Origin of the sequence: Roseovarius sp. 217, assembly GCF_000152845.1 — a bacterium.
Taxonomy (GTDB): Bacteria; Pseudomonadota; Alphaproteobacteria; order Rhodobacterales; family Rhodobacteraceae; genus Roseovarius.
Genome location: NZ_CH902584.1, coordinates 319,076 through 343,985, shown reverse-complemented (window position 1 = coordinate 343,985; position 24,910 = coordinate 319,076). Strand labels below are relative to the sequence as shown.

Annotated in this window: 24 protein-coding genes and 2 pseudogenes; 16 read left to right on the top strand and 10 right to left on the bottom strand. The window is 59.4% G+C overall.

The window, feature by feature from the left end:
• Nucleotides 1-9: 9 nt before the first annotated feature.
• From ROS217_RS01685 to ROS217_RS01675, 3 genes are read left to right on the top strand one after another with little or no spacing between them, the layout of a single operon-like run.
• Entirely contained in the window at nucleotides 10-678 is a 669-nt protein-coding gene (locus ROS217_RS01685) for a TRAP transporter small permease (RefSeq protein WP_009815910.1), read from the top strand.
• A gap of 1 nt (nucleotide 679) precedes the next feature.
• A complete protein-coding gene (locus tag ROS217_RS01680) occupies nucleotides 680-2,038 on the top strand; it encodes a TRAP transporter large permease (RefSeq protein WP_040650288.1) in 1,359 nt (452 codons plus the stop codon).
• A gap of 13 nt (nucleotides 2,039-2,051) precedes the next feature.
• On the top strand, nucleotides 2,052-2,816 hold the full coding sequence (locus tag ROS217_RS01675) for an IclR family transcriptional regulator (protein ID WP_009815908.1): 765 nt from the start codon (nucleotides 2,052-2,054) through the stop codon (nucleotides 2,814-2,816).
• A gap of 7 nt (nucleotides 2,817-2,823) precedes the next feature.
• Here ROS217_RS01675 and hemF read toward each other — a convergent pair whose 3' ends face one another.
• The 4 genes from hemF to clpS are packed head-to-tail and all read right to left on the bottom strand — an operon-like array spanning nucleotide 2,824 to nucleotide 5,921.
• A complete protein-coding gene (gene hemF, locus ROS217_RS01670) occupies nucleotides 2,824-3,714 on the bottom strand; it encodes an oxygen-dependent coproporphyrinogen oxidase (RefSeq protein WP_009815907.1) in 891 nt (296 codons plus the stop codon).
• Nucleotides 3,715-3,742: 28 nt separating this feature from the next.
• A complete protein-coding gene (locus tag ROS217_RS01665) occupies nucleotides 3,743-4,543 on the bottom strand; it encodes an SDR family NAD(P)-dependent oxidoreductase (RefSeq protein WP_009815906.1) in 801 nt (266 codons plus the stop codon).
• 45 nt (nucleotides 4,544-4,588) lie between these two features.
• Complete coding sequence (locus ROS217_RS01660) at nucleotides 4,589-5,581, bottom strand: class I SAM-dependent methyltransferase (protein WP_009815905.1); 993 nt, start codon at nucleotides 5,579-5,581, stop codon at nucleotides 4,589-4,591.
• Nucleotide 5,582: 1 nt separating this feature from the next.
• Nucleotides 5,583-5,921, bottom strand: coding sequence for an ATP-dependent Clp protease adapter ClpS (gene clpS, locus ROS217_RS01655; protein ID WP_009815904.1), 339 nt, complete (start codon nucleotides 5,919-5,921; stop codon nucleotides 5,583-5,585).
• 282 nt (nucleotides 5,922-6,203) lie between these two features.
• On the opposite strand from clpS, the pseudogene ROS217_RS25090 reads away from it, so the two are divergent.
• Nucleotides 6,204-6,308 (top strand): annotated as a pseudogene (locus tag ROS217_RS25090) (IS6 family transposase); the annotation flags it as partial.
• A 230-nt stretch (nucleotides 6,309-6,538) separates the two neighbouring features.
• On the opposite strand, the gene ROS217_RS01650 reads toward ROS217_RS25090, so the two are convergent.
• Both ROS217_RS01650 and ROS217_RS01645 read right to left on the bottom strand, forming a co-directional pair.
• Nucleotides 6,539-7,834, bottom strand: a complete 1,296-nt coding sequence (locus tag ROS217_RS01650; RefSeq protein ID WP_050766403.1) for an NAD(P)/FAD-dependent oxidoreductase — start codon at nucleotides 7,832-7,834, stop codon at nucleotides 6,539-6,541.
• Nucleotides 7,834-8,514 carry an HAD-IA family hydrolase gene (locus ROS217_RS01645; protein ID WP_254656466.1) on the bottom strand — a complete coding sequence of 227 codons (681 nt, stop codon included), beginning with the start codon at nucleotides 8,512-8,514 and terminating at the stop codon, nucleotides 7,834-7,836. The genes ROS217_RS01650 and ROS217_RS01645 overlap by 1 nt, the downstream gene beginning before the upstream one ends.
• 132 nt (nucleotides 8,515-8,646) lie before the next feature.
• On the opposite strand from ROS217_RS01645, the pseudogene ROS217_RS24580 reads away from it, so the two are divergent.
• The 9 genes and pseudogenes from ROS217_RS24580 to ROS217_RS01605 form a co-directional block, all read left to right on the top strand.
• Nucleotides 8,647-8,793 (top strand): annotated as a pseudogene (locus ROS217_RS24580) (LysR family transcriptional regulator); the annotation flags it as partial.
• A 192-nt stretch (nucleotides 8,794-8,985) separates the two neighbouring features.
• A complete protein-coding gene (locus ROS217_RS24575) occupies nucleotides 8,986-9,585 on the top strand; it encodes a LysR substrate-binding domain-containing protein (protein ID WP_254656465.1) in 600 nt (199 codons plus the stop codon).
• Entirely contained in the window at nucleotides 9,582-10,487 is a 906-nt protein-coding gene (locus ROS217_RS01635) for a LysR family transcriptional regulator (protein ID WP_009815899.1), read from the top strand. The genes ROS217_RS24575 and ROS217_RS01635 overlap by 4 nt, the downstream gene beginning before the upstream one ends.
• 90 nt (nucleotides 10,488-10,577) lie before the next feature.
• A complete protein-coding gene (locus ROS217_RS01630) occupies nucleotides 10,578-12,080 on the top strand; it encodes an FAD-dependent oxidoreductase (RefSeq protein ID WP_009815898.1) in 1,503 nt (500 codons plus the stop codon).
• A gap of 49 nt (nucleotides 12,081-12,129) precedes the next feature.
• A complete protein-coding gene (locus ROS217_RS01625; RefSeq protein WP_009815897.1) occupies nucleotides 12,130-12,972 on the top strand; it encodes a transporter substrate-binding domain-containing protein in 843 nt (280 codons plus the stop codon).
• Between the two features lie 51 nt (nucleotides 12,973-13,023).
• On the top strand, nucleotides 13,024-13,770 hold the full coding sequence (locus ROS217_RS01620) for an amino acid ABC transporter permease (RefSeq protein WP_009815896.1): 747 nt from the start codon (nucleotides 13,024-13,026) through the stop codon (nucleotides 13,768-13,770).
• On the top strand, nucleotides 13,767-14,567 hold the full coding sequence (locus ROS217_RS01615) for an amino acid ABC transporter permease (protein ID WP_040650287.1): 801 nt from the start codon (nucleotides 13,767-13,769) through the stop codon (nucleotides 14,565-14,567). The genes ROS217_RS01620 and ROS217_RS01615 overlap by 4 nt, the downstream gene beginning before the upstream one ends.
• Before the next feature lie 14 nt (nucleotides 14,568-14,581).
• Nucleotides 14,582-15,343 (top strand): amino acid ABC transporter ATP-binding protein, encoded by a 762-nt coding sequence (locus ROS217_RS01610; RefSeq protein WP_009815894.1) that lies wholly within the window; start codon nucleotides 14,582-14,584, stop codon nucleotides 15,341-15,343.
• A gap of 69 nt (nucleotides 15,344-15,412) precedes the next feature.
• Complete coding sequence (locus ROS217_RS01605; protein WP_009815893.1) at nucleotides 15,413-17,446, top strand: NADH:flavin oxidoreductase; 2,034 nt, start codon at nucleotides 15,413-15,415, stop codon at nucleotides 17,444-17,446.
• 575 nt (nucleotides 17,447-18,021) lie between these two features.
• Here ROS217_RS01605 and nthA read toward each other — a convergent pair.
• From nthA to ROS217_RS01585, 4 genes are read right to left on the bottom strand one after another with little or no spacing between them, the layout of a single operon-like run.
• Nucleotides 18,022-18,678 (bottom strand): nitrile hydratase subunit alpha, encoded by a 657-nt coding sequence (nthA, locus tag ROS217_RS01600; RefSeq protein WP_009815892.1) that lies wholly within the window; start codon nucleotides 18,676-18,678, stop codon nucleotides 18,022-18,024.
• A complete protein-coding gene (locus ROS217_RS01595; RefSeq protein WP_009815891.1) occupies nucleotides 18,668-18,946 on the bottom strand; it encodes an SH3-like domain-containing protein in 279 nt (92 codons plus the stop codon). The genes nthA and ROS217_RS01595 overlap by 11 nt, the downstream gene beginning before the upstream one ends.
• On the bottom strand, nucleotides 18,939-19,277 hold the full coding sequence (locus tag ROS217_RS01590; protein WP_009815890.1) for an SH3-like domain-containing protein: 339 nt from the start codon (nucleotides 19,275-19,277) through the stop codon (nucleotides 18,939-18,941). Before ROS217_RS01590 ends, ROS217_RS01595 begins: the two co-directional genes overlap by 8 nt.
• 40 nt (nucleotides 19,278-19,317) lie before the next feature.
• Entirely contained in the window at nucleotides 19,318-20,388 is a 1,071-nt protein-coding gene (locus tag ROS217_RS01585; RefSeq protein ID WP_009815889.1) for a flagellar motor switch protein FliG, read from the bottom strand.
• A 125-nt stretch (nucleotides 20,389-20,513) separates the two neighbouring features.
• On the opposite strand from ROS217_RS01585, the gene rnr reads away from it, so the two are divergent.
• The 3 genes from rnr to ROS217_RS01570 all read left to right on the top strand — a co-directional run bounded on the left by rnr (nucleotide 20,514) and on the right by ROS217_RS01570 (nucleotide 24,903).
• Nucleotides 20,514-22,769: a ribonuclease R gene (gene rnr, locus ROS217_RS01580; protein WP_009815888.1), complete on the top strand. Its 2,256-nt coding sequence runs from the start codon at nucleotides 20,514-20,516 to the stop codon at nucleotides 22,767-22,769.
• Nucleotides 22,770-23,062: 293 nt separating this feature from the next.
• A complete protein-coding gene (locus ROS217_RS01575) occupies nucleotides 23,063-24,280 on the top strand; it encodes a lytic murein transglycosylase (RefSeq protein WP_009815887.1) in 1,218 nt (405 codons plus the stop codon).
• A complete protein-coding gene (locus ROS217_RS01570; protein WP_009815886.1) occupies nucleotides 24,277-24,903 on the top strand; it encodes a paraquat-inducible protein A in 627 nt (208 codons plus the stop codon). The genes ROS217_RS01575 and ROS217_RS01570 overlap by 4 nt, the downstream gene beginning before the upstream one ends.
• Nucleotides 24,904-24,910: the final 7 nt, after the last annotated feature.

Here is a 24,910-nt window from a genome sequence, read left to right as displayed (position 1 = left end):
GATTCAAGCATGACCGGCTGGTTTCAGGGCACAGGCGAAATCCTGAGCGCCCTCATGGCAGGCGATTCCTGGATGTTGAGCGCGGCGATGAACCAACCTGCGGTTTGGCCGCTTGGTCTCGCTGCGATGTTGGCGCTGTCCCTGTTGGTCCTTTTGCTCTATCGCCTCAGCCCTTGGGCCGAGCGCAATCTGGAGCAGACACTCATGGTCGTCTCCTACCTTGCCATCGGTGGTATCATTTTCGTTGAGGTGTTCCGCCGCTTCGTCTTCTCGCAACAGGTGCCGTGGTCTACAACGTTGCCGCCATTTCTCTTTCTCATCATGACGTGGTTCGGATGCAGCTATAACGTTAAACTGCGCACGCATCTGGCCTTTGCCGAATTTCGAACCGCCATGCCGCGCGGCGGGCAAATTGCCTGCCTGATGCTGGATGCGGCTCTGTGGATCGGATTTTCATGGGTGGTTGTCGTCACCTCGTCCAAGGTCGTCGCCAATTCCGCCTCGAATTTTCAAATCATGCTGGGCACCGACAATGTCATGCAATGGTGGTTCCTGCTTTCCGTGCCGATAGCGTTTATAACCCTAGTGGCCCGTGTGATCGAGAATGCACTGACGGATATTGCGAACTTCCGTAGCGGTGAGACCCTGATTACCCAAGCCGTTATCGGAGGTGATTGAGATGTCCGATCCAACCCTTATCACCCTGATTTCTATCGCAGTTACCTTTCTTTTCATGTTCGGCGTGCCGGTCTTTCTGGTCATCGGTTACTGGGTCATCGGCATTTCCTTTGTGCTTGGTATGTCCTTGCAGAATATCGGCGGGGCATTGGCAGATGTGTTCACCGATGGCTTTGCACTTCTGGCGATGCCGCTCTTCATCCTGACCGGAGATCTGATAAACCGCTCCGGCATTGCGCGGCGCCTAAGTGATTTCGCCTATGCGTGCCTTGGATGGATCCGGGGCGGGCTTGCCATGGCCGCACTGGGGGCCTGCGGGCTCTTTGCCGCAATCTCCGGTTCGAATTCTGCCACGACCGCGACCATCGGCTCGATGTTACACCCTGAAATGGTCAAGGGAGGCTATGACGAGCGCTTTTCGGCGGCCACGGCGGCGGCGGGCGGCACGGTGGGGATCATCATCCCACCTTCGATCATCTTCATCGTCTATGGGTTCCTTCTTAATCTGCCGATTTCAGAACTGTTCGTCGCGGGCATCATTCCCGGCACCCTGATGGTGCTGGCGATGATGCTGGCCGCGTTCCTGATCTGCTGGCGCAACGGCTGGGGCATTCTGATCGCGCTCAGCCCGATGCGCGTGCTCAAAACAGCCATCGGAGCATGGCTTGGCTTCTTCGCCATTGGTCTCGTGCTCTGGGGGATCTACACTGGCAAGTTTTCCCCGACCGAGGCCGCAGGTGTGACCGTCGGCTTCTGCGTGATCGTGGGCTTTGTCAGCTTGCCGCTTTACACGCTCATGGGCGGGGCCAAGGGCCGCGATGTCAGCGAAAAGAAAATCTCGGAAATGCTGGTGGTAGAAGGATTCAGCCCTCTGGAACTGCCGTCGATCACTATGCGTTCGGCACAGATCACGGGTATTCTGGCACCGCTCATCGCCGTGTCGGTGGTGATGCAACAGATCCTTTCGGTACTGGGTGCGCAGGAGACCATTAGCAGCTTTGTGACGTCGATGGGCGGCTATTACGCTGTGCTTTTCACCTCCATGGCCATCGTTTTTGTCTGTGGCATGGTGCTGGAAAGCTTGCCGGTCACGATCATCCTTGCACCCATTCTCGCCCCGATTGCACATGCCGTGGGTGTCGAGCCGGTGCAGTTTGCGGTGATCTTCCTTGTGGGCGCGTCGATCGGATTCATCACGCCGCCCTATGGTCTCAATCTCTATGTTGCGTCTGGGGTGACGGGCGTTCCCTATTTCAAGCTTTTGCGCTACACGGTTCCCTATCTCGTGGCTCTGCTCGCGGTCTGGTTCCTTGTCGCACTGGTTCCCGGTCTCTCGACAGCGCTGCTTCCACAACGGTGAAGATGGGCTAGGCATGGACGGCGAGGACTCAGCAACGATACCGACCAACCTGCGGCTGTTGCTGGTGATCGAAGAGATTGCGCGCGTGGGCGTCCCCATCACGCCGACCGAGGTCAACGCCGCGATTGGCCTGCCCAAGCCTACCATCCACCGCCTCTTTGCCACGTTGGAGGAGGAGGGGTTTCTACAACGCGATCTTGATGGGCGAAGTTATTCGCCGGGGCCGCGCCTGCGTACCTTGGCGGGGGGAGTGCTGTCATCGCTGCGAATTCGCACCGCTCGGCAGGCAGTTTTGCAACGTCTCAGCCGTCAGATCGGCGAAACCTGCAATATCGCCCTGCCGGATCGGGACGCGATGATCTATCTTGAGCGGATCGAGACGGAATGGCCTCTGCGTATCCAACTTCCCATCGGTACGCGTGTGCCGTTTTATTGTACGGCCAGCGGCAAGATGTATCTCAGTACGCTCGCGCGCAGTCATCTGATGCGATACCTCGGCGCGACTGATCTTGAGGCGCGCACGCCCAACACGCTGACAGATCCTGACGCCCTCTTGCACGAGATTCAGCAGGTGCGAGTTCAGGGCTATTCTCTCGACCGCGAGGAATTCATGGAGGACATGATCGCCCTCGCCGTCCCGATTTTGGACGTTAACGACCGGCTCATGGCGACACTGGCGTTTCACGCGCCAACGCAGCGTTTCAGCATCGAGAAGGCAATGGATTATCTCGGTATCATGCGCGAGGCAGCGTCCGATCTGTCACAGCTCGTAGCCTAACGCGGCGTCAGATCCATTTCGCCATCGGCGGAAGGCTCATCAATACGGCGTTCGCATCATGCCCGGTGGCGAGACCGAACTTCGTGCCACGATCATAGACAAGGTTGTATTCGGCATAGAGGCCGCGATGGACCAGTTGGGTATCCTTGTCGGCCTCTGACCAATCCTGCACCCGGCGCTTTTCGATCAGTGGCACATAGGCGGGCAAGAAGGCACGACCGATGTCTTGCGTCAGGGCAAAATCCGCCTCCCAGTCGCCGGTATTGCGATCATCCATGAAAATTCCGCCAACGCCACGCGCGCGGTTGCGATGCGGTACAAAGAAATACTCATCCGCCCATGCTTTGAGTGTGGGGTAGAGGTCAATGCCATGCGGATCGAGATGCGCCTGTTGTTGAGCGTGAAAATGCGCCGTGTCCTCGGGATACTCGATGCAGGGATTGAGATCGGACCCGCCCCCGAACCACCATGCATGCGGCGTCCAGAACATCCGCGTGTTCATATGCACCGCAGGCGCGTGCGGGTTCTGCATATGCGCCACAAGGCTGATGCCCGAAGCCCAGAACCGCGGATCGCTGTCCATCCCGGGCACGCCGCGCGCCGCCATCGAACGCTGTGCCGCCTCACCCAAGGTGCCATAGACCTCTGAGACATTGACGCCAACCTTTTCAAACACCCGGCCCCCGCGCAGCACGCTCATGAGGCCGCCACCGGCGTCCGATCCGTCCTCGCTGTGGCGGCGGGTGTCGCTGACCTCAAAGCGTCCCGGCGCGGTGTCTGACAGGGGACCGTTGGCGTGACTGTCCTCCAGCCCCTCGAAGGCGGCGACGATGTCATCGCGCAACTGGCGGAACCAAGCGGCGGCGCGGGTTTTCTGTTGGGTAAATTCGTCGGTCATTCGTCTTGTCCTAAGGCAATGATGCCTATTAGTGCGCCGGGGCTGCGCAGGGGTCAAGCAGGGTGCGACCACCATCGACCGTCATGATCTGCCCGGTCATAAAGGCCGATCCGTCGCAGGCGAGGTAATGCACCGCCTCGGCCAGTTCCGCAGCAGAGGCGATCCGACCGAGCGGAGTGTGGCACTCGATGTCGGCACGATAGTCGCTGTGTTCGCGCAGGGTTTCCTTGAGCGAGGCGCTCATGACCGACCCAAAGGCCAGCGCGTTAACCCGAATCCGATGTGGTGCCAGTGCAAGCGCAAGACTGCGTGTCATCTGGTCAAGAGCTGCGGAAGAAATCGAATAGGCCAGCAGAGAAGGATGGGTGCAGCGCGCGGCAATCGACGAGATGTTGACAATCGTGCCGGCACTTCCTTCGGTTTGGCCTTCGGATTGTTTGATCATCCGACGCGCGACCTGTTGGCTCATCCGTAGCGCAGTCAGCAGGTTTTGCTGCAACAGCATCTCGACCGCATCATCATCCGGGTTCAGTGCATCAGAGGGGACAATCTGACGGCAGGCATTCACGAGGATGTCGATCTGCTCGAATGCATCAATTGTGGCGGATATGAGATTGGCTTGGGTCAATTTCTCGCGCAGATCTCCTGCGAAATAGCGGACATTGCTGCTATCGTCATTCTCACCCAATTCCTTGATCAGCCGCGCCTCGTCCATGTCGGCAAAAACGACATTGGCGCCCTTGTCCACGAAATGACGACCGATCGCGAGACCGATTCCGTTCGCCCCGCCGGTGATGATCGCGGTTTTGCCAGAGATTGAGAATGACATGCTGGGCCTTTCGAGCTGGGTCCAAGACGTACGCGCTGGATGTCGCTAGTGGGTTTTCCGCGCGGGACGGCTGGCGTGAAGGATCTTGAAGCGGGTATCGCCTGCTGCCTCTGCGACCGACGAGAAGCATTGTGCAAGCGTGGTTTCATAGGGGAGATGGCGATTGGCCACCATCCAGAGTGCGCCCGAGGGTTTGAGCATTCCCGCCGCTGCACGAATGAAGGCGCGGCCCAGATCTGGATCGGCGGCGCGACTCTCGTGAAATGGCGGGTTCATGATAACGGCATCGGCGCGCGCCTCAGGTTGCCATCGGGTGGCGTCAGCCCAATGAAAATAGGCGCGGGAATCCATGACGTTCTTGCGCGCGCAGGTGAGTGCCGCATGGTCCGCCTCGACCAGATCAAGCCGGGCAATGCTGTCGCGCTCCAGCGCACGGGCGCTCAGATAGCCCCAGCCGGCGCCCAGATCAATCACATACGCGCCCAGCTTGGGCGGCAGGCTGTTGGCCAGAAACTCGGATGCGGGATCAATGCCATCCGCAGAAAACACGCCGGGTGCGGTGACATAACCGCCTTCGATCTCTTTCGGCACGGTCGCGGCCCACTCGGAGAATTCCGGCCCGGCGGCCAAACTGAAGATCTTGCCATGCGCCTTGGACAGCGGCGCGCTGATTGTCACGCGGCGGCGACAATCCCGCAGCACCGATTCTATGCCATCGGTTTTCAGACCATCGACGATCACCGGGCCATCGGTCACCGATGCAGCCTCTGCAAGCGTGGCACGGGCTCTTGCCTTGGCCCGGGGCAGACAGAGGATCGCCGCACCATATCGCCCTTCGGGCGCAACAGCGCAGTCATATCCCAAACCTGCAAAGTAATCGAAATCGGGTTTTAGCGTGGTGATCACCTGCACCCGATCCATCGGCAACGCCGACAGGTCCGACTCCACACGCGGCGTGAAAACGGCAATCCGCCCCGCTTCGGGAATGGTAACAACCCCGTCGGCGAGGGCAATGGTCAGGCGTGTGGCAGTGGCCAAGTTATTCTTTTTCCATTGTGCATTGCAGCGGGTGCTGGTGGCGGCGGGCAAAATCCATCACCTGCGCCACCTTGGTTTCGGCAATCTCATGACTGAACACACCGACAACGGCGAGGCCTTTCTTATGCACCGTCAGCATGATTTCAAACGCCTGTGCATGTGACATGCCAAAGAAACGTTCCAGCACGGCGACCACAAACTCCATCGGCGTGTAGTCATCATTGAGCAGCAGAACCTTATAGAGCGGTGGACGCTTGGTCTTGGGCCGGGTGGCGACCACGACCGCAGGATCTCCCGCGTCCTCATCGGGCCCGGCCATTGTAATCGGATGTTGGATCATTTGTGTCGCACTATCGGATTATTGCCATGGGACAGGGTCTGTTTCATGACGTCTATATATCTTTTGCCCCCGGTTAGAAAAGGGTCAGCGTGAAAGAAGCGGTTCAATCCGTTGTGTCCGCTCCCGGCTCGATCAGCGCGGGGCCACGCGCGCGGCTGGAATTGACCCGAGGATCGACGCGCCACATCCCTAATGTGGTCTCCGGTGCGGGCCGCATGAGGGTGTTGTCACGTTAACGGGTCTAAGGTCGCTGGTTCATTGATCTGGTCTTTGGCGGTGGCGATGCAGACAGAGACAATCAGTTACAAGCGCCGCCGGTTTCCGCCCCGGACCATTGCGCATGTTGTCCGGCTCTACGCCCGGTTCAACTTGGCTCTGCGCGAGGTCGCGGGTCGGTCATGCAAAACCTGGGTTTCGAGATTCTAGCTTGAAGTGGAATATTCGTAGTACATGTTTGGATCGCTGGGTCCAAAGAACGAATAGGCGCGAACAGGAACACTCAAAACCTAGCCTCAGAGGTTTCGGGCAGTTCAAGGTCTTAAACTGGAGAATGCGGCCGCTAGCTCACAAGTTTGGGGTCACTACCGGTATACCGCGTCCCTTGGAGGAATCCGTTTCTAGAGACCGGCGGCGTCGAGCATTTCGTAGAAAAAGGTTGTCGAGCGAACAGCGATTGCGCGTAAAGGGTAGAATGGAACTTTGGGGATGCTTGCGCGCGCGATCAGTGCAAGGTGATGCGGTTGGCCGGTCATGCGCCTGGCGATCTGATCCCCGACAAAGCCCGACATAGCGACACCGGCACCGTTGAACCCCGCCGCATAACCAATGCGGTTCGACAGGAGGCCAGCTTGTGGAAGACCGTCAAAGGTCAATGCAACCTGACCGGACCAGCGCAGCGCAATCGGCACATCGTGCAGGTCGGGAAAAATCTTGAGCATTGCGCCTTCAAGTCGTCGAAAGGCGGCTGGTGCATCGACGGCCCCCAATGCGCCGCGCCCACCAAAGATCACCCGCCCATCCACCTTGCGGAACCAGCGCATCATGCGGCGGGTTTCGGTATAGCTTCGGCATTTGGGTAGCAAAAGCTTATCGAGATGGTCGGGCAAAGGCTCGGTTGCGACCATGGCACTTCGGAACGGTACGATACTCCGGGCGATAGGCTTTCCCGCTGGAGTAAGCCAAGAGTAAGCGTTGGTGGCCACCAGAACGCGGTCAGCGATGACGCTTGCGCCCGGTGTCGTCAAGACCACCCGTTCGCCCTTTTCCGCGATGGATTGCACGGGGGTCTGGGCAAAGACGCCAATGCCACGGGCTTTGGCTGCTCCCCATAGGCCCAGCAGATAGGCGAGGGGCTGAATGGTTCCGGCACCATCCTGCAACACGCCGCCGACAAAGCTGCTGGAACCTGTCTCCTCGGCGACGGCCTCGGCGCACAGCACGTGCAATCCGGTGTCGCCCAAAGTGTTTCGCAACCAGTCTGCCTCTTGCCGAGCGTGGTAAAGGGCCTTGGCTGAATGCGCGCATTTCAAAGCACCAACCCGGCGAAATCCAGTGCTCGACAAATCAAATCTGTTGAGAGTGGTCGTCAGATGCTCGACGCTGGCGGTTGCAATGGCGTGCATACGTTGCGCCATCTCAAGACCGTGCGATCGGGCAATGTCGCTGAAACCACGGCGGAATTTAGCGGATACGACGCCGCCGTTCCGACCGCTGCCGCCGATCCCTGGCTCTCCAGCCTCGAGCACAATCACGCTTAAACCTGCATCGGCAAAGGTGTGGGCCGCGTGCAAACCGGTATATCCGCCGCCAATGATCGCAATGTCATACGCGCAATCCTGCAGCAGCGCCGGATAGTCCGGGCTGGCGGGTTCTTGGTCTCGCCAAAGCGATTTGGCCGGCGGCGGAAGCGGCATCATGCGGCCCCAAGTACGGCGTCGGCAAGCGCTTTGAGGCTGGGCAGGCGCAGATCAGGTTCGGTAAAGCTTGCCGGATCCGGGGTTGCGCCGTAGCCCACCTGATCATGCCGTCGTTCGATCCAGCATGTTTTATAGCCCAAGGATTTAGCGACGCCGATATCGTGATGCTGGCTTTGGGCAACGTGCAGAATTTCGCTTTGTTTGTAGCCAAGCGCCGATTGCCGACCACGGTTGAAAGCAAAGAATTCCGGGTTCGGCTTTGCGCATTGCGCCTCGTCGCAGGTCACTGCGTCGTGAAAAGGCAGACCGAGTCGATGCGCATAGGCGGAGTATGCCGTGCGATCCGCGTTGGTCATCGCCACCAGACGGAACCGCGTGCGCAAACGCCCGAGGGCCTCGACAGATTCTGCGAACGCAGGCCATTCTAGGACTGAAAGCTGAAAGTCGCGGGCGGCATCTGGGGTGGTCGGTAGGCCGAGCTCTTGGGCGAGATGCACGTAAACATCTGCGAAAACCTCGCTGGAGCGCCCGTAGTTCAGGTCGCGACCCGCCATGTAGGGGCCAAAGATGTCATCATCAGACAGATGGGCGGCGGCACTGCCACCGATGCGGCGCACGGCGTCCAAAACGCCTTTTTCAAAGTCGATGCAGGTGCCGACGATATCGAATGTCAGCATCTTGAACGCGGAAAAATCCATGGAAGCCTCATGTTGTTTGCCCCGGTCGGGCGTTAGTAATGAAGTGACAATGATGCAGAGCCCCCCATTTGAGCAATTGCCAAATACTGAGACTTTCCATAACTTGAGATCATGAATGGATTGCGTCGAAAATTGCCCTCTGCGAATGCGCTCTTCGTGTTCGAAGCCGCTGCACGGCATGAGAATTTCACCCGCGCTGCTGAAGAGTTGAACGTGACCCAGCCTGCGGTTAGCCGCACGCTCGCGGGTCTTGAAACGCATTTGGGGGCGCAACTGTTTTTGCGTGGCAAGCCCGGAGCCCGACTGACGGATGATGGATTGCTGCTGAAAGAGGTTGTGGAATCGGCATTCTCTCAGATAAACGGCGTTCTCGATCAGTTGCAGGAGCGACGCACGGGCAAGGCGCAGGTTACGATATCGGTTTCTACCGCCTTTACCACGCATTGGCTGATGCCGCGCATCGCACAGTTTCAACAGGCTTTTCCAAGTGTCGATCTGCGCTTTCAACTGATCCCCGGTCCGGTGACTGGCCCGACAGCCGGGGTCGACATTGCCATGCGTTATAGCAGTGCATCAGAGACGTCGGGGCGTTTTGTCATGCGTGAAGCTTATGTTCCGGTCTGCGCGCCCGGCTATCTGAACCCGCCGCCGCAGGATGGGCCCGCGTTGATCCGTTTGGATGGCGAGGCCACCGAAGGGGTGGCGTCCTTGATGCCAGGACTGGGTCTTCGGCGCGAAGGACAACTGGGATTCTCAGACTATGCCGTGGTGATTCAGGCAGCACTCGTGGGGCAGGGTATTGCCGCGGGTTGGATGAACATTGTCAGCTACTGGATGAACGAAGGACGCCTAGTGCCCGCGGTCAACGAGTTGGTCTTTCCAGGTCGAGATTGCCGTATCTTATCGCGCACCGATGGCGCGAATGCCGATGTCGTTCAAGCGGTGAGAGACTGGTTGGTGGACGAGATACAGTCTGACCTGAGGAAAATTGCGACGCTCTATCCGCCACTTGGTGTCGATAGCGTTCTGAAACCAAGAGATTATTTATGAAATTGCATCCATCGGTTTACGAGGCATTTCAAGTCGTCATGCGGTCAGGGACCGTATCTGGTGCCGCAGACTATCTGGGCCGTAGTCAACCAGCCGTCAGCCGCATGATCGACAAGTTGGAAAGCAGTGTGGGCGTGAAGCTGTTTGAGCGACGCAAGGGGCGTGTTGTGCCCACCCATGCAGCGCATTTATTGCTGGACGAGGTGGAACGGTTGTTCGTGTCCCTGTCGTCACTGGATGATTTCAGCCGTCGGATGGAAGAGGGGCAGGATGGTGGTGTCAGAATTGCCGCTCTGCCAGCTCTTGGGTTGGATTTCCTACCGGAAGTCATTTCGCGGTTCTCGAAAGATAGACCCCAAGCCCGGATCAAGCTGAACGTGCGCATGTCGGTCAGCGTTGAAAAGTGGGTTGCGACCCAGCAAGTGGATTTTGGGCTTGCTGAAACGCCGTTCCAGCTCTCCGGGTTTGGAACACGGATTTTTGCAGATACAGTCTATATCGCCGCCATTCCCGCCGATCATGCGCTCGCCGAGGAAGAGGTCGTACGCCCCGACCATCTACGCCGTGAGCCGCTGATCGGTTGGACCGTCTCGGTTTCCGCTCGCCGCATTTTCGACGACATTATGCAGGGCGCGGGGATCGTACCACAGCAGCTGATCGAAACCACGATGTCGGCCACCATGTGCAGCATGGTCAAGCGCGGCTTGGGGCTGGCGGTGGTGGATCCCTTCACGGCATGGGCCAATCCGGACCCCAGAATTGTTTATCGCCCGTTTCTTCCTCAGATTCCGTGCAGGTTTGCATTGCTGCGACCGGACACCCGGACGCCAACCGTGCTGGCCACCGAGTTGATCGGCCATGCGGAAAGTCTGCGGGATGAGGTACTTGCCCAGATGAGGTAGGCGGCGACACCTTTCAGTATGCGCTAAACGTATATTGAAAGGCTAACTTTGCATTTTGATTCTAATGACCGCTGGTTCTTAATACGGTCCATGAACCAGAAATCCGGCTCAAGTCCCGCGTCTGACGCACAAGAATTTGACGTTGTCATCATCGGTGGCGGCGTCAACGGAACCGCCGCTTTGCGTGAACTGGCGCGGGCGGGATACGCGGTATTGCTGGTCGAGGCAGAAGACTTGGGCGCGGGGGCCAGCGGTCGGTCTTCGCGGATGCTCCATTGCGGATTGCGCTATCTGGAAACGCCCAATCCGGTATGGAACGCACTGCGCCACCCCATCCGCTTTGCGCGCGCGTTGGGCATGGCGCGCGACGCTATGACTGCGCGGGCGGAGTTGTCGCAGGATACCGACGTCGGGACACGGCCCATCGAATTGTCCTTTCCAATCTGGCGCGATGGGCCGTTTCCGCGCTGGCAACTTGACGCGGGGTTGCGACTGCTTCAACTGATCGGGCCGTCGGAGCCATCGCTTGACCGTACGATCCGTGACGCGGATGCCGCGCGCGCGCATCCCATCGGCCGCAATCTGCGCAATCAGGACGCGCTTCGCGGCATGGTCAGCTTTCGCGAATACCTGTTTTCCGCACCCGAGCGGCTCTGCATCGACAATGCGCTGGACGCGGAGGCCTATGGGGCCAAACTGCGGTTGATGACCCGAGCCGAGTTGCGCGGACGCGACGGCTCTGGGCTATGGCGGATGGCTTTGGATGGGCCAGAGGGCAACACCGAAATTCTGGCCCGTGCAGTCCTGAACATGGCCGGAAGCTGGGCTGACGAGGTCGGGAATTTTGGTAAGCGGCTGATACGAGGCACCAAGGGAGCGCATATCATTCTGCGCTTGCCCGATGGTTTTGCCAATCGCGGAATAGCGACGGTGCATCGGGGCGGGCATCCGTTTTACGGCCTGCCATTGGGCGATGATCGTTTCTATTTCGGACCGACGGAAACCCTGTTCGAGGGGGATGCGCGGAACGCCCATGCCGATGCTGACGATGTGGCCTTCTTGTTGGCGGAGGCAAACTATCTGCTACCGGGGCTCGGCCTGACGCGAAACCATATCGAACAATGTTGGGCCGGTGTGCGCCCTCTCACCGAAGACCCAGATCGCCCGATGGGCGCGCGCGAACGCCGTGTGCATGATCTGGCACCGCAGGGGTTTGAAAACGTTTTGGCGATGACTGCGGGGCCAGTGATGAGCCTGCGCAGCGCCGGACGGCGGATGTTGTCTGAGGTTTCAGCACGGATCGGGCCGCCGCCTCCACGTGCAACCATCAGCCTGCGTGGCGTGTCCCAAGCTAGCCAAAATCCTGTCGAGTACGCCGTGACCCACGAACATGCGCCAGACCTCTATTCGGTGTTGACCCGGCGCACCGGAGCCATCTGGCACGGGTTGATCAGCGGCGAGGACGCGGCACGGGTGGCCGACACTGTTGCCCCGCTGTTCGGCTGGTCCAGTGCGGAAAAAGATCATCAGGTCGCGGCATTTCTGGCCCGACAGGAAACCGAATTCTGTGCGCCTTCGGATCACAGGAGATAACCGGAAAAGCCGGCAAATTAACGGTAGAGACCCCAACAAGGAGAGACCAATGATCACTCTAAAAACACTGCTCGGTACGATCGCAATCACTGCACTGACTGCGACAGCGAGCTTTGCCCAAGACGTCGTAAACGACCGTTTCAAAGAAGTGTTGGAGCGTGGTGTGCTGCGCGTCGGCGTTCAGGGCGCGTTCAAACCCTGGGCCTTTCGTGCGCCAGAGGGCACCATTCAAGGCATCGAGGTCGACCTCGCCCAAACGGTCGCCGACCGTATGGGCGTGACCTTGGAAACCGTGGTGATTTCCTCGGCCAATCGGATGGAATTCTTGCAACAGGGCAAGGTTGACCTGCTGATTGGTGCCATGTCCGACCGCCCTGACCGCCGCAAGGTCGTAGGCATCATCGAGCCTGCGTATTGGACCTCTGGTCCCACCCTCATGGCCAAAGAAGGTGTCATCTCTTCTTGGGATGATATCAAGGGCAAGCCGGTTTGCGGCAAGCAGGGCGTGTTCTACAACAAGATCGCGGAAGTCGAGTTTGGTGCGAATGTCGTGGCCTTTGGCGGCAACACCGAAGCGAAGGAAGCGCTGCGTTCGGGCAAATGCCTGGCATGGGTTTATGACGACACTTCGATTGCGGCAGACATCGCAAGTGGCGAATGGGACGGCTATGAAATGCCTGTAGACACGGTGTTTTCCAACCCGTGGGGCGTTGCTGTGCCGCTTGAGGAAAAGGACGGCATCTGGGGCGCTTTCATGTCCGGCATGGCCTATAACTGGCACAAGGACGGCACGCTGATTGAGCTTGAAAAGAAATGGGGCGTCAAGGCGTCGCCGTGGCTTGCCGCGCTGCACGAGCAGTTGCAGTACGACAATTCTTATCTCGACAATTGATGATACCGGGGGGGGGTAACATCCCCCCGACCTTTGGACAGGATAACACGCGTGCTGGACCTTATCGCGCCGTTCTTTGAACGGCTATACGACACCACCGGGCTTAACTTCTCGCCGTTTTACAACTCCTATGACTGGGGTCGGCTGGTCGAGGGGATGTGGGTTTCGGTCAAACTTATCACGGCGATCATCGCGGTTTCGTTGGTGATCGGTGTGATCGGTGCGGGTGCGCAAACATCACGGCTGCGGATCATACGTTGGATGGTGTCGGCCTATATCGAGATTTTTCGCAACACGCCCCCCATCGTGCAGCTTTTGTTCTTTTACTTCGGGCTCGGTGCGATCACCCCGCAGGTGGATATGGGCGGTTGGTACGAGCCTGCAATTGGGTCGTTTGGGTGGGCGGTCATTGCCATCGGCATTTTTGGCGGCAGCTATAACGTCGAGATTTTTCGTTCCGGTATCGAGGCGGTGCCAGCCTCGACGAAAGAGGCGGCGGAGTCGCTCGGCTTTTCCGGGTTCAAGATATTTGTCTACGTGACCTTTCCGCTGGCCTTGCGCATCTGCCTGCCCGCGCTCACCAACAACATCGTCTCGCTGGCCAAGACGTCATCGCTGGCCTATGTGATTGCGGTTCCCGAGATCACGTATTCGCTAAGCGGCATCTGGTCGGACAGCGTGAACGTGCCAGAAATGATGCTGCTTCTCTTTGGCTATTACATCGTTCTGATTGCGATCATCGCGCGGATCATGACCATGATCGAGCGTAAAATAGCACTGCCGGGGTACGGACAATGACGCCGAATTGGACCGTTTCCCGTCTGACGTGGCGGGCCCCCGTTCTTGCGGCAGGGCTATGCGTTCTGGCTACATTGGCCGCTATGGCACAAGATGGGTCAACCGGACGCCCTTCGGCGTTGGCCACGCTGATCACCTGGGTGCCGTTTATCCTCAAAGGGTTTGGGTTGAACTTGGTGATGAGCGTTCTGGCTATGGCGCTGGCCACGGTTAGTGGTGTGATCTTGGGCTTTATGCAGATTAGCCCAGTCACCCTGATCCGGCTCCCTGCCAAGCTGGTCACGAACCTCTTTCGCAACTCACCTTGGCTGGTAATCTTATTTGCGATCATGTTTCTTGTGCCGTTTCAGATCACGCTGCCGGGTGGAGACAAGGTGATGGTTCCCGACTGGCTTAAGGCCACTTTCGGCTTTTCCTTGCCGGTCATGGCGAATGTCTCGGAAATTCTTCGCGGAGCGGTGGCGTCGATCCCTTCTGGCCAATGGGAAAGTGCTGAGAGCCTTGCATTTACGCGCGGTCAGACGCTTCGTCATATCATCTTGCCGCAATGTATCCGCCGGATGCTTCCGCCGTGGATGAACTGGTACGCGCTGCTGACCTTGATGACGCCGATGGCGGCAATCCTTGGCGTCAACGAGGCGCTTGGCAACACACAGGCAGCCATGGAAGCGGCAGGGTCGCGTCCCGAGTTCCTGATCCCTTTCTACCTCTTTCTGATGACGATCTTCTTTGTCGTCATCTATCCGATATCAATTTGCACCCGTCGGCTTGAAAAACGCTTCGCCACTGGGTCCTGACAGGAGACTTGACGATGATGTCCCCCACCGGAAACTGGACCGTCGAACAGCCGATCGTGGCCTTGCACGGTGTCCACAAGAGCTTTGGTAGCCTTGAAGTGCTCAAAGGCATCGATATCGACGTCATGAAGGGTGAAGTGGTCTGTATCATCGGACCGTCGGGTTCAGGTAAATCTACCCTGATCCGCACGATCAACGGGCTAACCCCGGTCAGCAAGGGATCGGTAAAGGTCGAAGGGATTGAGGTGCATGATGCAAAGCTCGACAAGCTGGCGCTGCGGCGCAAGGTCGGGATTGTGTTTCAGCAATACAACCTCTTTCCGCACCGCACTGTTTTGCAAAACGTGATGATGGCGCCGCTGCTGGTGCTCAGGGAAAACCGCACAGAGGTCGAGGAGCGGGCCCGCGCCCTGCTGGCCAAGGTCAAGTTGAAGGATAAGGAAAACGCCTATCCTGCGGAACTGTCGGGCGGTCAGCAACAGCGTGTCGCCATCGCCCGCAGCCTGTGCATGCGGCCCGACGTGATGTTATTCGATGAGGTGACGGCAGCACTCGACCCCGAAACGGTCAAAGAAGTGCTTGTGACCATCAGGGATCTAGCGATGGACGGGATGACGTGCATGTTGGTCACCCACGAGATGGGCTTTGCCCGCGAGATATCGGACCGGGTCTATTTCACCGATGCAGGGCGTATCGTGGAAAGTGGCCCGCCGTCGCAAATCTTTGAAACACCGCAAGATCCGCGCACGCAGGAATTCCTGTCCAAAGTGCTCTGATCCCGACCCTGAACGATAGTCGACAATTTGACGGGCCTGCACGGCCGCGTCCCAACCGGAGTTTATGCCATGGCCATCCAGAGCCCCATCCGCGCGAAAGACCCGCTGCTGCAACCGCTCCAGATTAAAAAGCTGGTTCTGCGCAATCGGATCATGAGCACATCGCATGCCTGCGGGCTGGAGAAAGATGGCTTTCCGCAGGAGGCCTATCAGGCCTACCACGAAGAAAAGGCACGGGGCGGCATTGCACTTTCAATGTTTGGTGGGTCGTCGAATGTCGACATCGACAGCCCAAACATCTTTCAGCAGCTCAATGTCGGCACCGACCTGATCATTCCGCATCTGCAACGCTTTGCAGAGCGGATGCATGCGCAAGGCGCGGCGTTGATGTGCCAGATCACACATCTCGGGCGGCGGGGTGATCCCTATGCGCAGGATTGGCTGCCGCCGATTGGCCCGTCTCCGATCCGCGAGACATTGCACCGTGGCATCCCCCGAGAGATGGATGAGCACGATATCGCGCGGGTGGTCAAAGCCTATGGTCAGGCCGCGCGCCGCTGCGAGGAAGGCGGGCTGGACGGGATCGAAACACTTGCTGCCGGACATATGATCGGACAGTTCCTGTCACCCAAGACAAACCACCGCACAGACCGGTTTGGCGGGTCTTTGGAGAACCGGGTGAGATTTGCCTTGATGGTGCATGACGAAATCCGTCGCAATGTCAGCGGTGATTTTATCGTTGGCATGCGCTATGTGGTGGACGAGGGCATTGACGGCGAACTGTCTGCAGAGGACTGCCTGGCGGCGGCGCAGATCCTTGAGCGTGAAGGCTCTGTCGATTTTTTCAATGCGCTTTTCGGGTCAATGGACACTTCTCGGTCGCTGTCGGAAGAAGTGTTCCCCGGCATGGGCATGCCAGCAGCCCCTTGGGTGGCGGCCGTTGGCCGGTTTAAACGCGAGGTGAAGCTGCCGGTTTTCCACGCGGCGAAACTCTCCGACATGGCCTCGGCACGCTTTGCCGTCTCCGAGGGGCATGTGGATATGGCGGGGCTGACCCGCCCGCATATCGCAGACCCGCATATGGTGAACAAACTTATGCGCGGGGAAGAGCACCGGATACGGCCATGTGTCGGGGCCGGTCATTGCCAGTCACAGCATCGCCCCAAATGCCTCCATAACGCATCAACCGGACGCGAGTTGACGATTGGCCACCGCATTGAACGCACACAAACCCCGCGCGATGCCGTTGTTGTGGGGGCTGGCCCTGCCGGGTTGGAAGCGGCGCGGGTTTTGGCGGAACGTGGTCACAACGTCCGCCTCTTCGAAGCGGCCGCGCAGCCGGGTGGTCAGGTGCTTATGGCCGCAGCGGATTGGCGACGAGATCTGATTGGTATCATTGATTGGCGTTTGGCCGAGTTGGAAATTCTGCGCGTCGCGGTGGAATGCAACCGCTACATGGACGCGGAAAGTGTCGCCGCGCTCAATCCTGATCTGGTCATTCTGGCAACGGGCGGCATCCCGCAAACCGAATTTGGCGCAGGGGATGATCTGGTGCATTCGGCATGGGACATCGTAGGTCGGCAGGTCACGCCGGTTGGGGATGTCCTGATCTGGGATAACACCGGCCGACATCCGGCGTTGTTGGCTGCGCAGAGTGCGCAGGCGGAAGGGGCGAATGTGCGGCTAGCGACCATCGATGTGAACATCGGTCAGGATCTCGTCTATCCGGAGTCCACGCGCTGGCACAAAGAGTTTGCCAAGTCTGGCCTGCGTCCCGAGGGCAACCTGCGGCTGATCGGCGTCGCGCGCAAAGGCAACAAGCTACAGGCGACATTAATGAACGAGCTGACCCATGCCATCGAACAGACCCTCTATGATCAGGTGATCGTCGAAATGGGCACGATACCGATGAATGAGATGTTCGAGGAACTGCGCAGGCAATCGGCCAATGATGGGGTCACAGACCTTCATGCGCTCAAGAACCTTACGCCCCAACCCAGACACGGCAAAGGGTATGAGCTTTACCGCATCGGCGATGCGCAGTCGTCACGCAATATCCACGCGGCGGTTTTTGACGCCTTGCGGCTTTGTTCGGTGGCTTAAGCCTCGCTTACGCCTATCACCGATATCGGATCTGATGCCGGAGCGTTCAGAATCCTACACCAACGCGGTTTGATCACCTTTTGGGCAACGTCTATTCTCTGGTGAGAAGGATGTGGGTCCACCCAAGTGGCGAGATGTGCGCCAAAGGTCTTGTCACGTTAACCCACCGGGTTTGCCAAGTCTGACCTGTTGTTCGTCGATCACACGACGTTTGCCGCTGATGTCCAGGCCTCGCATACGTCGAGCCGATGGTCGCGAAACGTTTCACTCCGACTGGTAATCGGAGACCCCAGATGACTCGCTGTCGTTTTCGGAAAGGCCGATGGCAGGTCGCGGCGCGGTTATCGAGTCCCTTGTGTGACCAATGATCAAGACCCGGCGCGACCTCGCGCAGACCCAAGTTGAACCGGGCGTAGAGCCGGACAACATGCGCAATGGTCTGGGGCGGAAACCGGTGGCTCGGCGATGGTTCCGGCAGATCGTTGTCAGGGGCCGTCCCAAAGACCTGCGCCATGGCGTCAGTGGGCAGGGCGATGACAAGACGACCGCACCTCCTTGGCTGGCCCTCGGTCCGGTCAGGGTTGGCGAGGCAGGCCGGTGCCGATCATTGAATCACGGGTAACAAGGCTGGCCAACTGCTCTTGGCTCAGTCCTTCGGTCCCCTCTGGTCGGGCAGGCAACACCATATAGCGCATGTCGGCGGTGCTGTCGTGAACCCGAACCGCGACACTCTCAGCCAAATCAAGACCGAATTCCCGCAACACAGCGCGCGGCTCGCGCACTGCGCGGCTGCGGTATTCGCGAGTTTTGTACCAGTCGGGCGGCAGGCCCAAGAGGTTCCGGGGGTAACAGGAACAGAGAGTGCAGACGATCAGATTATGCGCGTCTGCGGTATTCTCGACAGCAATCAGGTTGAGCGGGCCGATATCGAATCCCATCTCGCGGCTTGCGGCAGAGGCATCAGCGAGCAAGCGCGCCTTGAAATCGGGATCAATCCACGCCCGCGCGACAACCGCTGCACCATTTGCGGGGCTGCGGGCGTCCATGACCTCGATCTGAGTGGCTATCTGAGCAGGGATCAGGTGAGATTTTTCCACCAACAACTCACGAACGGCAATTTCCATGCGCTGCCAATAGGTCAGCGGGCCGTCATTGTCGGCGCGATAGGGATGACCCGAGGAGCTCATGCCCTCGTGGTGATAGTCGTCGTGATCGTGGTGGTCATGCGGCATGGATGACCACCTTCTCCAACCAATGGGCGTAGATCTCGGCATCGAGCGTGTCGTTTGGGTTCTCCGCTGCATCACCCCAAATTTCTGCCATGGAAAAGCGCACGCGATAAAGCGGCTTTTCTTCGGCCGACAGGCCATAGGCCAATTGCTCAGGATTGTGAAACGCGCCCAAGGGCCGCTCGATCTCACCCGTCTTGCCCCTGAGATACCACGGCACGCGGACATGACCCGGCGGTGTCAGCGCCTTGACTCGCACCCGCTCAGCCATGTTGCGCCTCGGCATAGGTCGGGCCACGCGCGGCGATCTCATCCATCCGGGTGGCCAATTCCTCTAGGGAATAGATCCCCGCTTCCAGCAAGTTCTGATTTACGGCGGCGATCCAGCGTTCGTAATAGCTGTACTTTTCAAAGGCGTCTTCGCCCATATCCTCAATCGCGCGGCGGAGCCCGTCGACGGTAAAGAGCCCCTTTTGCCCGCAGAGCACCATCAGCGCATCAATTCGCTTTTCCCAGAGAGCAAAGTCATGCCCTTCCATCGGCACAGGCCCGGCTGCCTGTCCGCCCATGTCGTGCCAGCGGCGTCCATCCCAATCACTCATAGGTCCAAGCCTATGTCTGGCTTTTCCGCTTGTCCAGTGGTCAGTCGCCGCTCTGCTCCTCATCTTCCGGGGTGACAAAGCTGATCTCGCCAGCCGCTTCTAGCGTGCGTACGGCATTGACGACGGCTGCCATCGCCTCTTCGGCGTCGCGCAGACGGACACGGCCCCGCTCTTGCATTTCCTCGCGGATCGCCTCGGACATGCGTTTCCCGAGATTATTCAGAATGAACTCCGCCACCGTCGCCACATCGCCTGAGGCTGCTCCGGCGAGGGCCGTGACCAAGACCGCCTGATCCAGCTCACGCGTGATCCGGGGAATATCGGTGGGTTTCACCCGGTCTGATATATGCACAAAGGTAAAGATCGCGCGGCGGACAAGTGCCGCGAATTCCTGATCGGTTTCCTCGAGACCGGTCAGCACGTCATCGCGGGTGGCCGCAAGGGAGAAATTCAGGATTGCGCCCACGCGTTCCACCGCCCCTTGGGCAAATGCGGTTTCAGGCACGTCATGCAGTTCTGCCGCCAGTGCCAAGCCGATCCTGTCAACTGCTTCGGGACTGACCGATCCGGTTTGTGAGACCGCATAGGTGATCCGCCGCGCCAGTTCACCCGGCAATTTGCCCAATAGATCCGCAGCGCGCGATACCTCGAGCTTGGACAAAAGGACCGCCGCCACCTCTGTGCTTTCGCGCTCAATAATAGGAATGAGAGCCGTCAGATTTGCCTCCTTTACCTGGTTCCAAGGATCGCCGTATTGCCGCACACCCGCCTCTTTGCGGAGCCGCGCGGCGGTTTGCGGACTGATCCGACCGCCAAGAGTCGACAGCGCACCTGCCACGCCACGCGGAAAGATCAGCCCCATGCCCTCTAGCTCCTGCGCAAACTCCGCGACGACATCGGCCAGCGTGCCGCGATCGACATAGCGCATGGAGCCCATTTGCGTCGTCAGGCGCGCTTGTAACCCGTCAGGCAGGTCAGTCAGCGCAATCTCGGCGCCCTCATTGATCAAGAACCGGACAATGATTGCAGCCTTTTGCGACCGGGTCAGATGGGCCGCGGCCCCGCCGCGTGGCGCTGGCGCTATCCGGGCAAGTGGGGTGGTTGCTTTCATTTTGGGCCTCTGCTCGGGTCTTGAACGACCTTAAAGGTCAAAGCGTGAAGAAATCTCTAAACCTGCCCCGGCATTTTGACGGTTTCCCGGATGACGTCGCTTTCGCTTCGTGCTAGGGCCAAACCATGAGCCAGATGCCCAACAAAGACGAGATCCTGCAATGGATCTCGGATAACCCGACCCTCACCGCAAAACGTGATATTGCCAAGGCTTTTGGCATCAAGGGGGCTGCGCGGATCGACCTCAAGCGCCTGCTCAAGGAGTTGGAGGACGCAGGCCATCTTGAGAAGCGCAAGAAGACCTACCGCGATCCCGACCGGCTGCCGCCTGTCAGTGTTCTTCAGGTTACTGGTCCGGCCTCTGACGGCGAGCTGTTGGCCAAGCCTCTGGAATGGACCGGCGAAGGGGTGGAGCCAATCGTTCTGCTCATCCCGCGCGCCTCTGATCCGGCGATGGGTGCGGGTGACCGTATTCTGGCGCGACTGCAAGAGGTCAAGGGCGAAGCCCATCACTATGAGGCGCGGCTCATCCGGCGGATCGGTACCAACCCGCGCAAGGTCTTGGGGGTTTTCCGCAAGGGTGCCGAAGGGGGCCGTATCCTGCCTATCGACAAGGGCGATGGCAAGGAATGGGCGGTGGCGGCGGACGCCACCGGCGGCGCTCAGGATGGTGAACTCGTCGAGGCCGAACAGGCCGGGCCCGCAGGCCGTATGGGCCTGCCGCGGGCGCGGGTTCTGGAGCGGCTGGGCGATCCGTCTGCCCCCAAGGCGGTCTCGCTGATCGCCATTCATCAGCACGGCATTCCGGACGCCTTTCCCGACGACGTGATCGCCGAGGCGGACGGCATGAAACCGGCGGGCCTGAAGGGGCGCGAGGATCTGCGTGACATGCCTCTGATCACGATTGATCCCTGGGATGCGCGCGACCATGACGATGCAGTCTGGGCGCATGCCGACGACGATCCCAAGAATGCTGGCGGGCATGTGATCTGGGTCGCGATTGCCGATGTGGCACATTACGTGCGCCCCGCTACTGCGCTCGATCACGAGGCCCGCAAGCGGGGCAATTCGAGCTACTTCCCCGACCGCGTGGTGCCGATGCTGCCCGACCGCCTGTCGGGCGATCTGTGCAGCCTGCATGAGGGCGTGCCGCGCGCCTGTATCGCAGTGCGGATGCAGATCAACGCCCATGGCGACAAGATCGGGCACCGCTTTGTGCGCGGGCTGATGCGCTCTGCCGCCTCGTTGAATTATCAGCAGGTTCAGGCCGCACAGGACGGCAACCCGGATGACAAATGCGGGCCACTGGTGGAAGACGTGATTACCCCCCTTTATGCGGCCTACGCCGCATTGGAGGAGGCACGGCGGCGCAGGCAGCCGCTCGACTTGGATCTCCCTGAACGCAAAGTGGTGCTGAGCGACGAGGGCAAGGTTCTGTCGGTCAATTTCGCCGACCGGCTGGATGCGCACAAGTTGATCGAGGAATGCATGGTGCTGGCCAACGTGGCCGCCGCAGAGACGCTGGTTGCCCGGAAATCGGCGCTCCTGTTCCGCGTTCATGAGGAACCTGCACCAGAGAAATTGGAAACGCTGCGCGATGTCGCCGAGGCGGCTGGTCTGGTTCTTGCCAAGGGGCAAGTGCTGAAAACTGCGCATCTCAACGCGCTCTTGCATGCCGCACGCGATACGGATCATTCCGAGGTCATCAACATGTCCACCCTGCGCGCCATGACGCAGGCCTATTACGCGCCGCAGAATTTCGGGCATTTTGGTCTTGCCTTGCAGGCCTATGCGCATTTCACTTCGCCTATCCGGCGGTATTCCGATCTGGTGGTGCACCGGGCGTTGATTTCGGCGCATGGCTGGGGCGATGACGGGCTGAGCCATGAGGAAGAGGCGCGGCTTGAGGCGACAGCGCAGCACATTTCCGACACCGAACGCCGCTCGATGATGGCTGAGCGTGACACGAATGACCGCTATCTGGCGGCGTTTCTTTCGGAACGGCTGGGTGAGGAATTTACCGGTCGGATCAGCGGCATCGCCAAGTTTGGCGCCTTCGTGAAACTCGACGAAACCGGGGCCGATGGACTAATTCCCGTGCGCTCGCTGGGGCGGGAGTATTTCCATTTTGACCGGGACGCTGGCACGTTGATGGGGTCTGATACAGGCTTGACGATTGGCCTTGGACAGCGCGTCACGGTCAAGCTGGCAGAGGCCGCTCCTGTGACGGGCGGCATCGCGCTGGAACTCGTCAGCATCGAGGGCACGACCATGCCCAGAGGGCCGCAAGGTTCGCGTGGCAAACCCCCGAAACGCAAGCTTGGGAGCGCCAAGCGCAAGGCCGCTGTGGAAAAACGCAAAGTGGAACGCAAGCGCCGATAGGTCGTCGCACGAGAGTCGCGCGCTGTGGTGTATGACCTTGAAATGCCGCACGATCATCGAGCGCTTCGTCGCGCAGTAGATCGGCGGTCACGCGCGCGCCGACCGCGAGATTGCTTTTGATTCGGAGACAATCGGGCTATCCTGTCTCCAGAGCCACATCACAAGGGGGCCAAGCCATGCGAGCGGTACACCTAGGACTACTGAGCTTTTTGATCGGAACGACACCGGCTTTTGCCGGTGCAGTGGAGCAATCCTTGCGTCCACAAATGAGACCCGGTTCGGGCGTCATATCAATGGCGGTCATCGTTTCAAGCGACCTGCCGGTGCGCAGTCTGCGGCCGCAATTGCGACCCGAGACACAGGGCAACGCTGTCATCGTGCAGGCCAGTGCAAACCCCGGATTCGACAATTGGATCGCTGGCTTTCGCGGACGTGCGGTGGCGCAGGGGGTCAACGGGCAAGTGTTCGACCGGGCCTTTCGCGGTGTGACCTTCAATCCCGAGATCGTCGCAAAGGACCGGAACCAATCAGAATTCAAGCGCGAGATATGGGATTATCTCGACAGCGCGGTGTCGCCGGTCCGTGTCAAAAATGGCGAGGAAGCGGTACGCCGCAACCGACGTGCTCTGGACCGGATTGAGGCGCATTACGGCGTCGAGAAAGAGGTTGTCGCCGCCGTATGGGGTATGGAGAGCACCTATGGCGAGCGGTTGGGAGATCTGCCGCTGATTCAGTCACTGGCAACGCTGGCTTATGACGGGCGGCGGGGGGCGTTTTTCGAAAAGCAACTCATCGCGGCCTTGCAGATCCTGCAATCGGGCGATGTGACGCCTGAGAACATGAAGGGATCCTGGGCCGGAGCCATGGGGCACACGCAATTCATTCCGACCTCCTATCTTGCCTATGCTGTGGATTTCACCGGAGATGGCAAACGGGACATCTGGTCAGACAACCCAACCGACGCTCTGGCCTCAACGGCGGCCTATCTCAAGCGCTTTGGCTGGACCAAGGGTCAGCCTTGGGGCGTCGAAGTGCGATTGCCACGGGGGTTCAGCACCGGGTCGGCCAAATCAAAACGAATGCCCTCCCAATGGGCGGCGCAGGGTGTCGTGGGTGTCGATGGTCGCGCGGTCCGGGATTATGGCGGCGCGTCGATCTACCTGCCAGCGGGGCTGCAAGGACCGGCCTTCATGGTCTTTGACAACTTCGGGGTCATCAAACGCTACAACAATTCCGATGCCTACGCGATGGGGGTCGGCCATTTGGCGGATCGGATTGGCGGAGGGCCCGAAGTTCAGGGGGCATGGCCGCGTGGATATAATCCCCTGTCTTTTGACGAACGGATGGAGATGCAGCGACGCCTGCAACGCAAAGGCTTTGGGATCGAGAAGATCGACGGGATCATCGGTCCCAACACGGTCAATGCAATTCGCGCGTTTCAGCAATCGGTTGGGGCAACGCCGGACGGGCTGCCCTCACAAGAGTTGCTGGCGCTTCTCAAGCGATCGTGAGTGAGCCATCAGACCATCGCGATGATCTGGCCGGATTGATCGCCTGTCCGGAATGCGATCTGGTCTATACCGCGCCACAGGTGGCGATGCGGCAGCGCGCGGTGTGCGCGCGCTGTCACACGGTGTTGATTGCCCCCCGGCGCAAGGCCGGTAAGCAACTCATCGCTCTGGCGTTGACGGTCCTCATTCTAATTGCGGCGGCAACATTCTTTCCGTTTTTGTCGATCGGCGCGGGGGGCATGCACCATGATGCGTCGATCCTTCAGGCCGCCTTTGTATTCGAGGGGGGGCTATCGGTACTTTCCATCGCGGTTCTGTTCTTTATCGTGCTGATACCGGCGCTGCGCCTTGTTCTGCTGATCTACGTGCTCGCTCCCATCATTCGTGATCGTCCCCCCGCGCCGCTCGCGCGGTCTGCGTTCCGCTTGTCAGAATCGCTGCTGCCATGGTCCATGGCCGAGATATTTGCCATTGGGTGCGCGGTCGCGCTGGTCAAATTGAGCGATCTGGCCGATGTGGTGTTTGGCCCGGCGGCGTGGATGTTCGCGGTGTTGGTGGTCTTGGTGGTCGCCACTGACAACCTGATGTGCCGCTATTCGATCTGGGCCTCGTTGGACGAATGAGGACGGC

Excerpts from the sequence above, each read along its gene's own strand:
- ROS217_RS24575 (WP_254656465.1), top strand. The coding sequence starts at position 8,986 with ATGCCGCGCATCGCACAGTTTCAACAGGCTTTTCCAAGTGTCGATCTG.
- ROS217_RS01625 (WP_009815897.1), top strand. The coding sequence starts at position 12,130 with ATGATCACTCTAAAAACACTGCTCGGTACGATCGCAATCACTGCACTG.
- ROS217_RS01685 (WP_009815910.1), top strand. The coding sequence starts at position 10 with ATGACCGGCTGGTTTCAGGGCACAGGCGAAATCCTGAGCGCCCTCATG.
- ROS217_RS01590 (WP_009815890.1), bottom strand. The coding sequence starts at position 19,277 with ATGAGTGATTGGGATGGACGCCGCTGGCACGACATGGGCGGACAGGCA.
- nthA (WP_009815892.1), bottom strand. The coding sequence starts at position 18,678 with ATGCCGCATGACCACCACGATCACGACGACTATCACCACGAGGGCATG.
- hemF (WP_009815907.1), bottom strand. The coding sequence starts at position 3,714 with ATGACCGACGAATTTACCCAACAGAAAACCCGCGCCGCCGCTTGGTTC.
- ROS217_RS01665 (WP_009815906.1), bottom strand. The coding sequence starts at position 4,543 with ATGTCATTCTCAATCTCTGGCAAAACCGCGATCATCACCGGCGGGGCG.
- ROS217_RS01645 (WP_254656466.1), bottom strand. The coding sequence starts at position 8,514 with ATGCTGACATTCGATATCGTCGGCACCTGCATCGACTTTGAAAAAGGC.
- ROS217_RS01635 (WP_009815899.1), top strand. The coding sequence starts at position 9,582 with ATGAAATTGCATCCATCGGTTTACGAGGCATTTCAAGTCGTCATGCGG.
- ROS217_RS01575 (WP_009815887.1), top strand. The coding sequence starts at position 23,063 with ATGGCGGTCATCGTTTCAAGCGACCTGCCGGTGCGCAGTCTGCGGCCG.
- ROS217_RS01605 (WP_009815893.1), top strand. The coding sequence starts at position 15,413 with ATGGCCATCCAGAGCCCCATCCGCGCGAAAGACCCGCTGCTGCAACCG.
- ROS217_RS01595 (WP_009815891.1), bottom strand. The coding sequence starts at position 18,946 with ATGGCTGAGCGGGTGCGAGTCAAGGCGCTGACACCGCCGGGTCATGTC.
- ROS217_RS01675 (WP_009815908.1), top strand. The coding sequence starts at position 2,052 with ATGGACGGCGAGGACTCAGCAACGATACCGACCAACCTGCGGCTGTTG.
- ROS217_RS01680 (WP_040650288.1), top strand. The coding sequence starts at position 680 with ATGTCCGATCCAACCCTTATCACCCTGATTTCTATCGCAGTTACCTTT.
- ROS217_RS01610 (WP_009815894.1), top strand. The coding sequence starts at position 14,582 with ATGATGTCCCCCACCGGAAACTGGACCGTCGAACAGCCGATCGTGGCC.
- clpS (WP_009815904.1), bottom strand. The coding sequence starts at position 5,921 with ATGATCCAACATCCGATTACAATGGCCGGGCCCGATGAGGACGCGGGA.
- ROS217_RS01615 (WP_040650287.1), top strand. The coding sequence starts at position 13,767 with ATGACGCCGAATTGGACCGTTTCCCGTCTGACGTGGCGGGCCCCCGTT.
- rnr (WP_009815888.1), top strand. The coding sequence starts at position 20,514 with ATGAGCCAGATGCCCAACAAAGACGAGATCCTGCAATGGATCTCGGAT.
- ROS217_RS01585 (WP_009815889.1), bottom strand. The coding sequence starts at position 20,388 with ATGAAAGCAACCACCCCACTTGCCCGGATAGCGCCAGCGCCACGCGGC.
- ROS217_RS01650 (WP_050766403.1), bottom strand. The coding sequence starts at position 7,834 with ATGCCGCTTCCGCCGCCGGCCAAATCGCTTTGGCGAGACCAAGAACCC.
- ROS217_RS01630 (WP_009815898.1), top strand. The coding sequence starts at position 10,578 with ATGAACCAGAAATCCGGCTCAAGTCCCGCGTCTGACGCACAAGAATTT.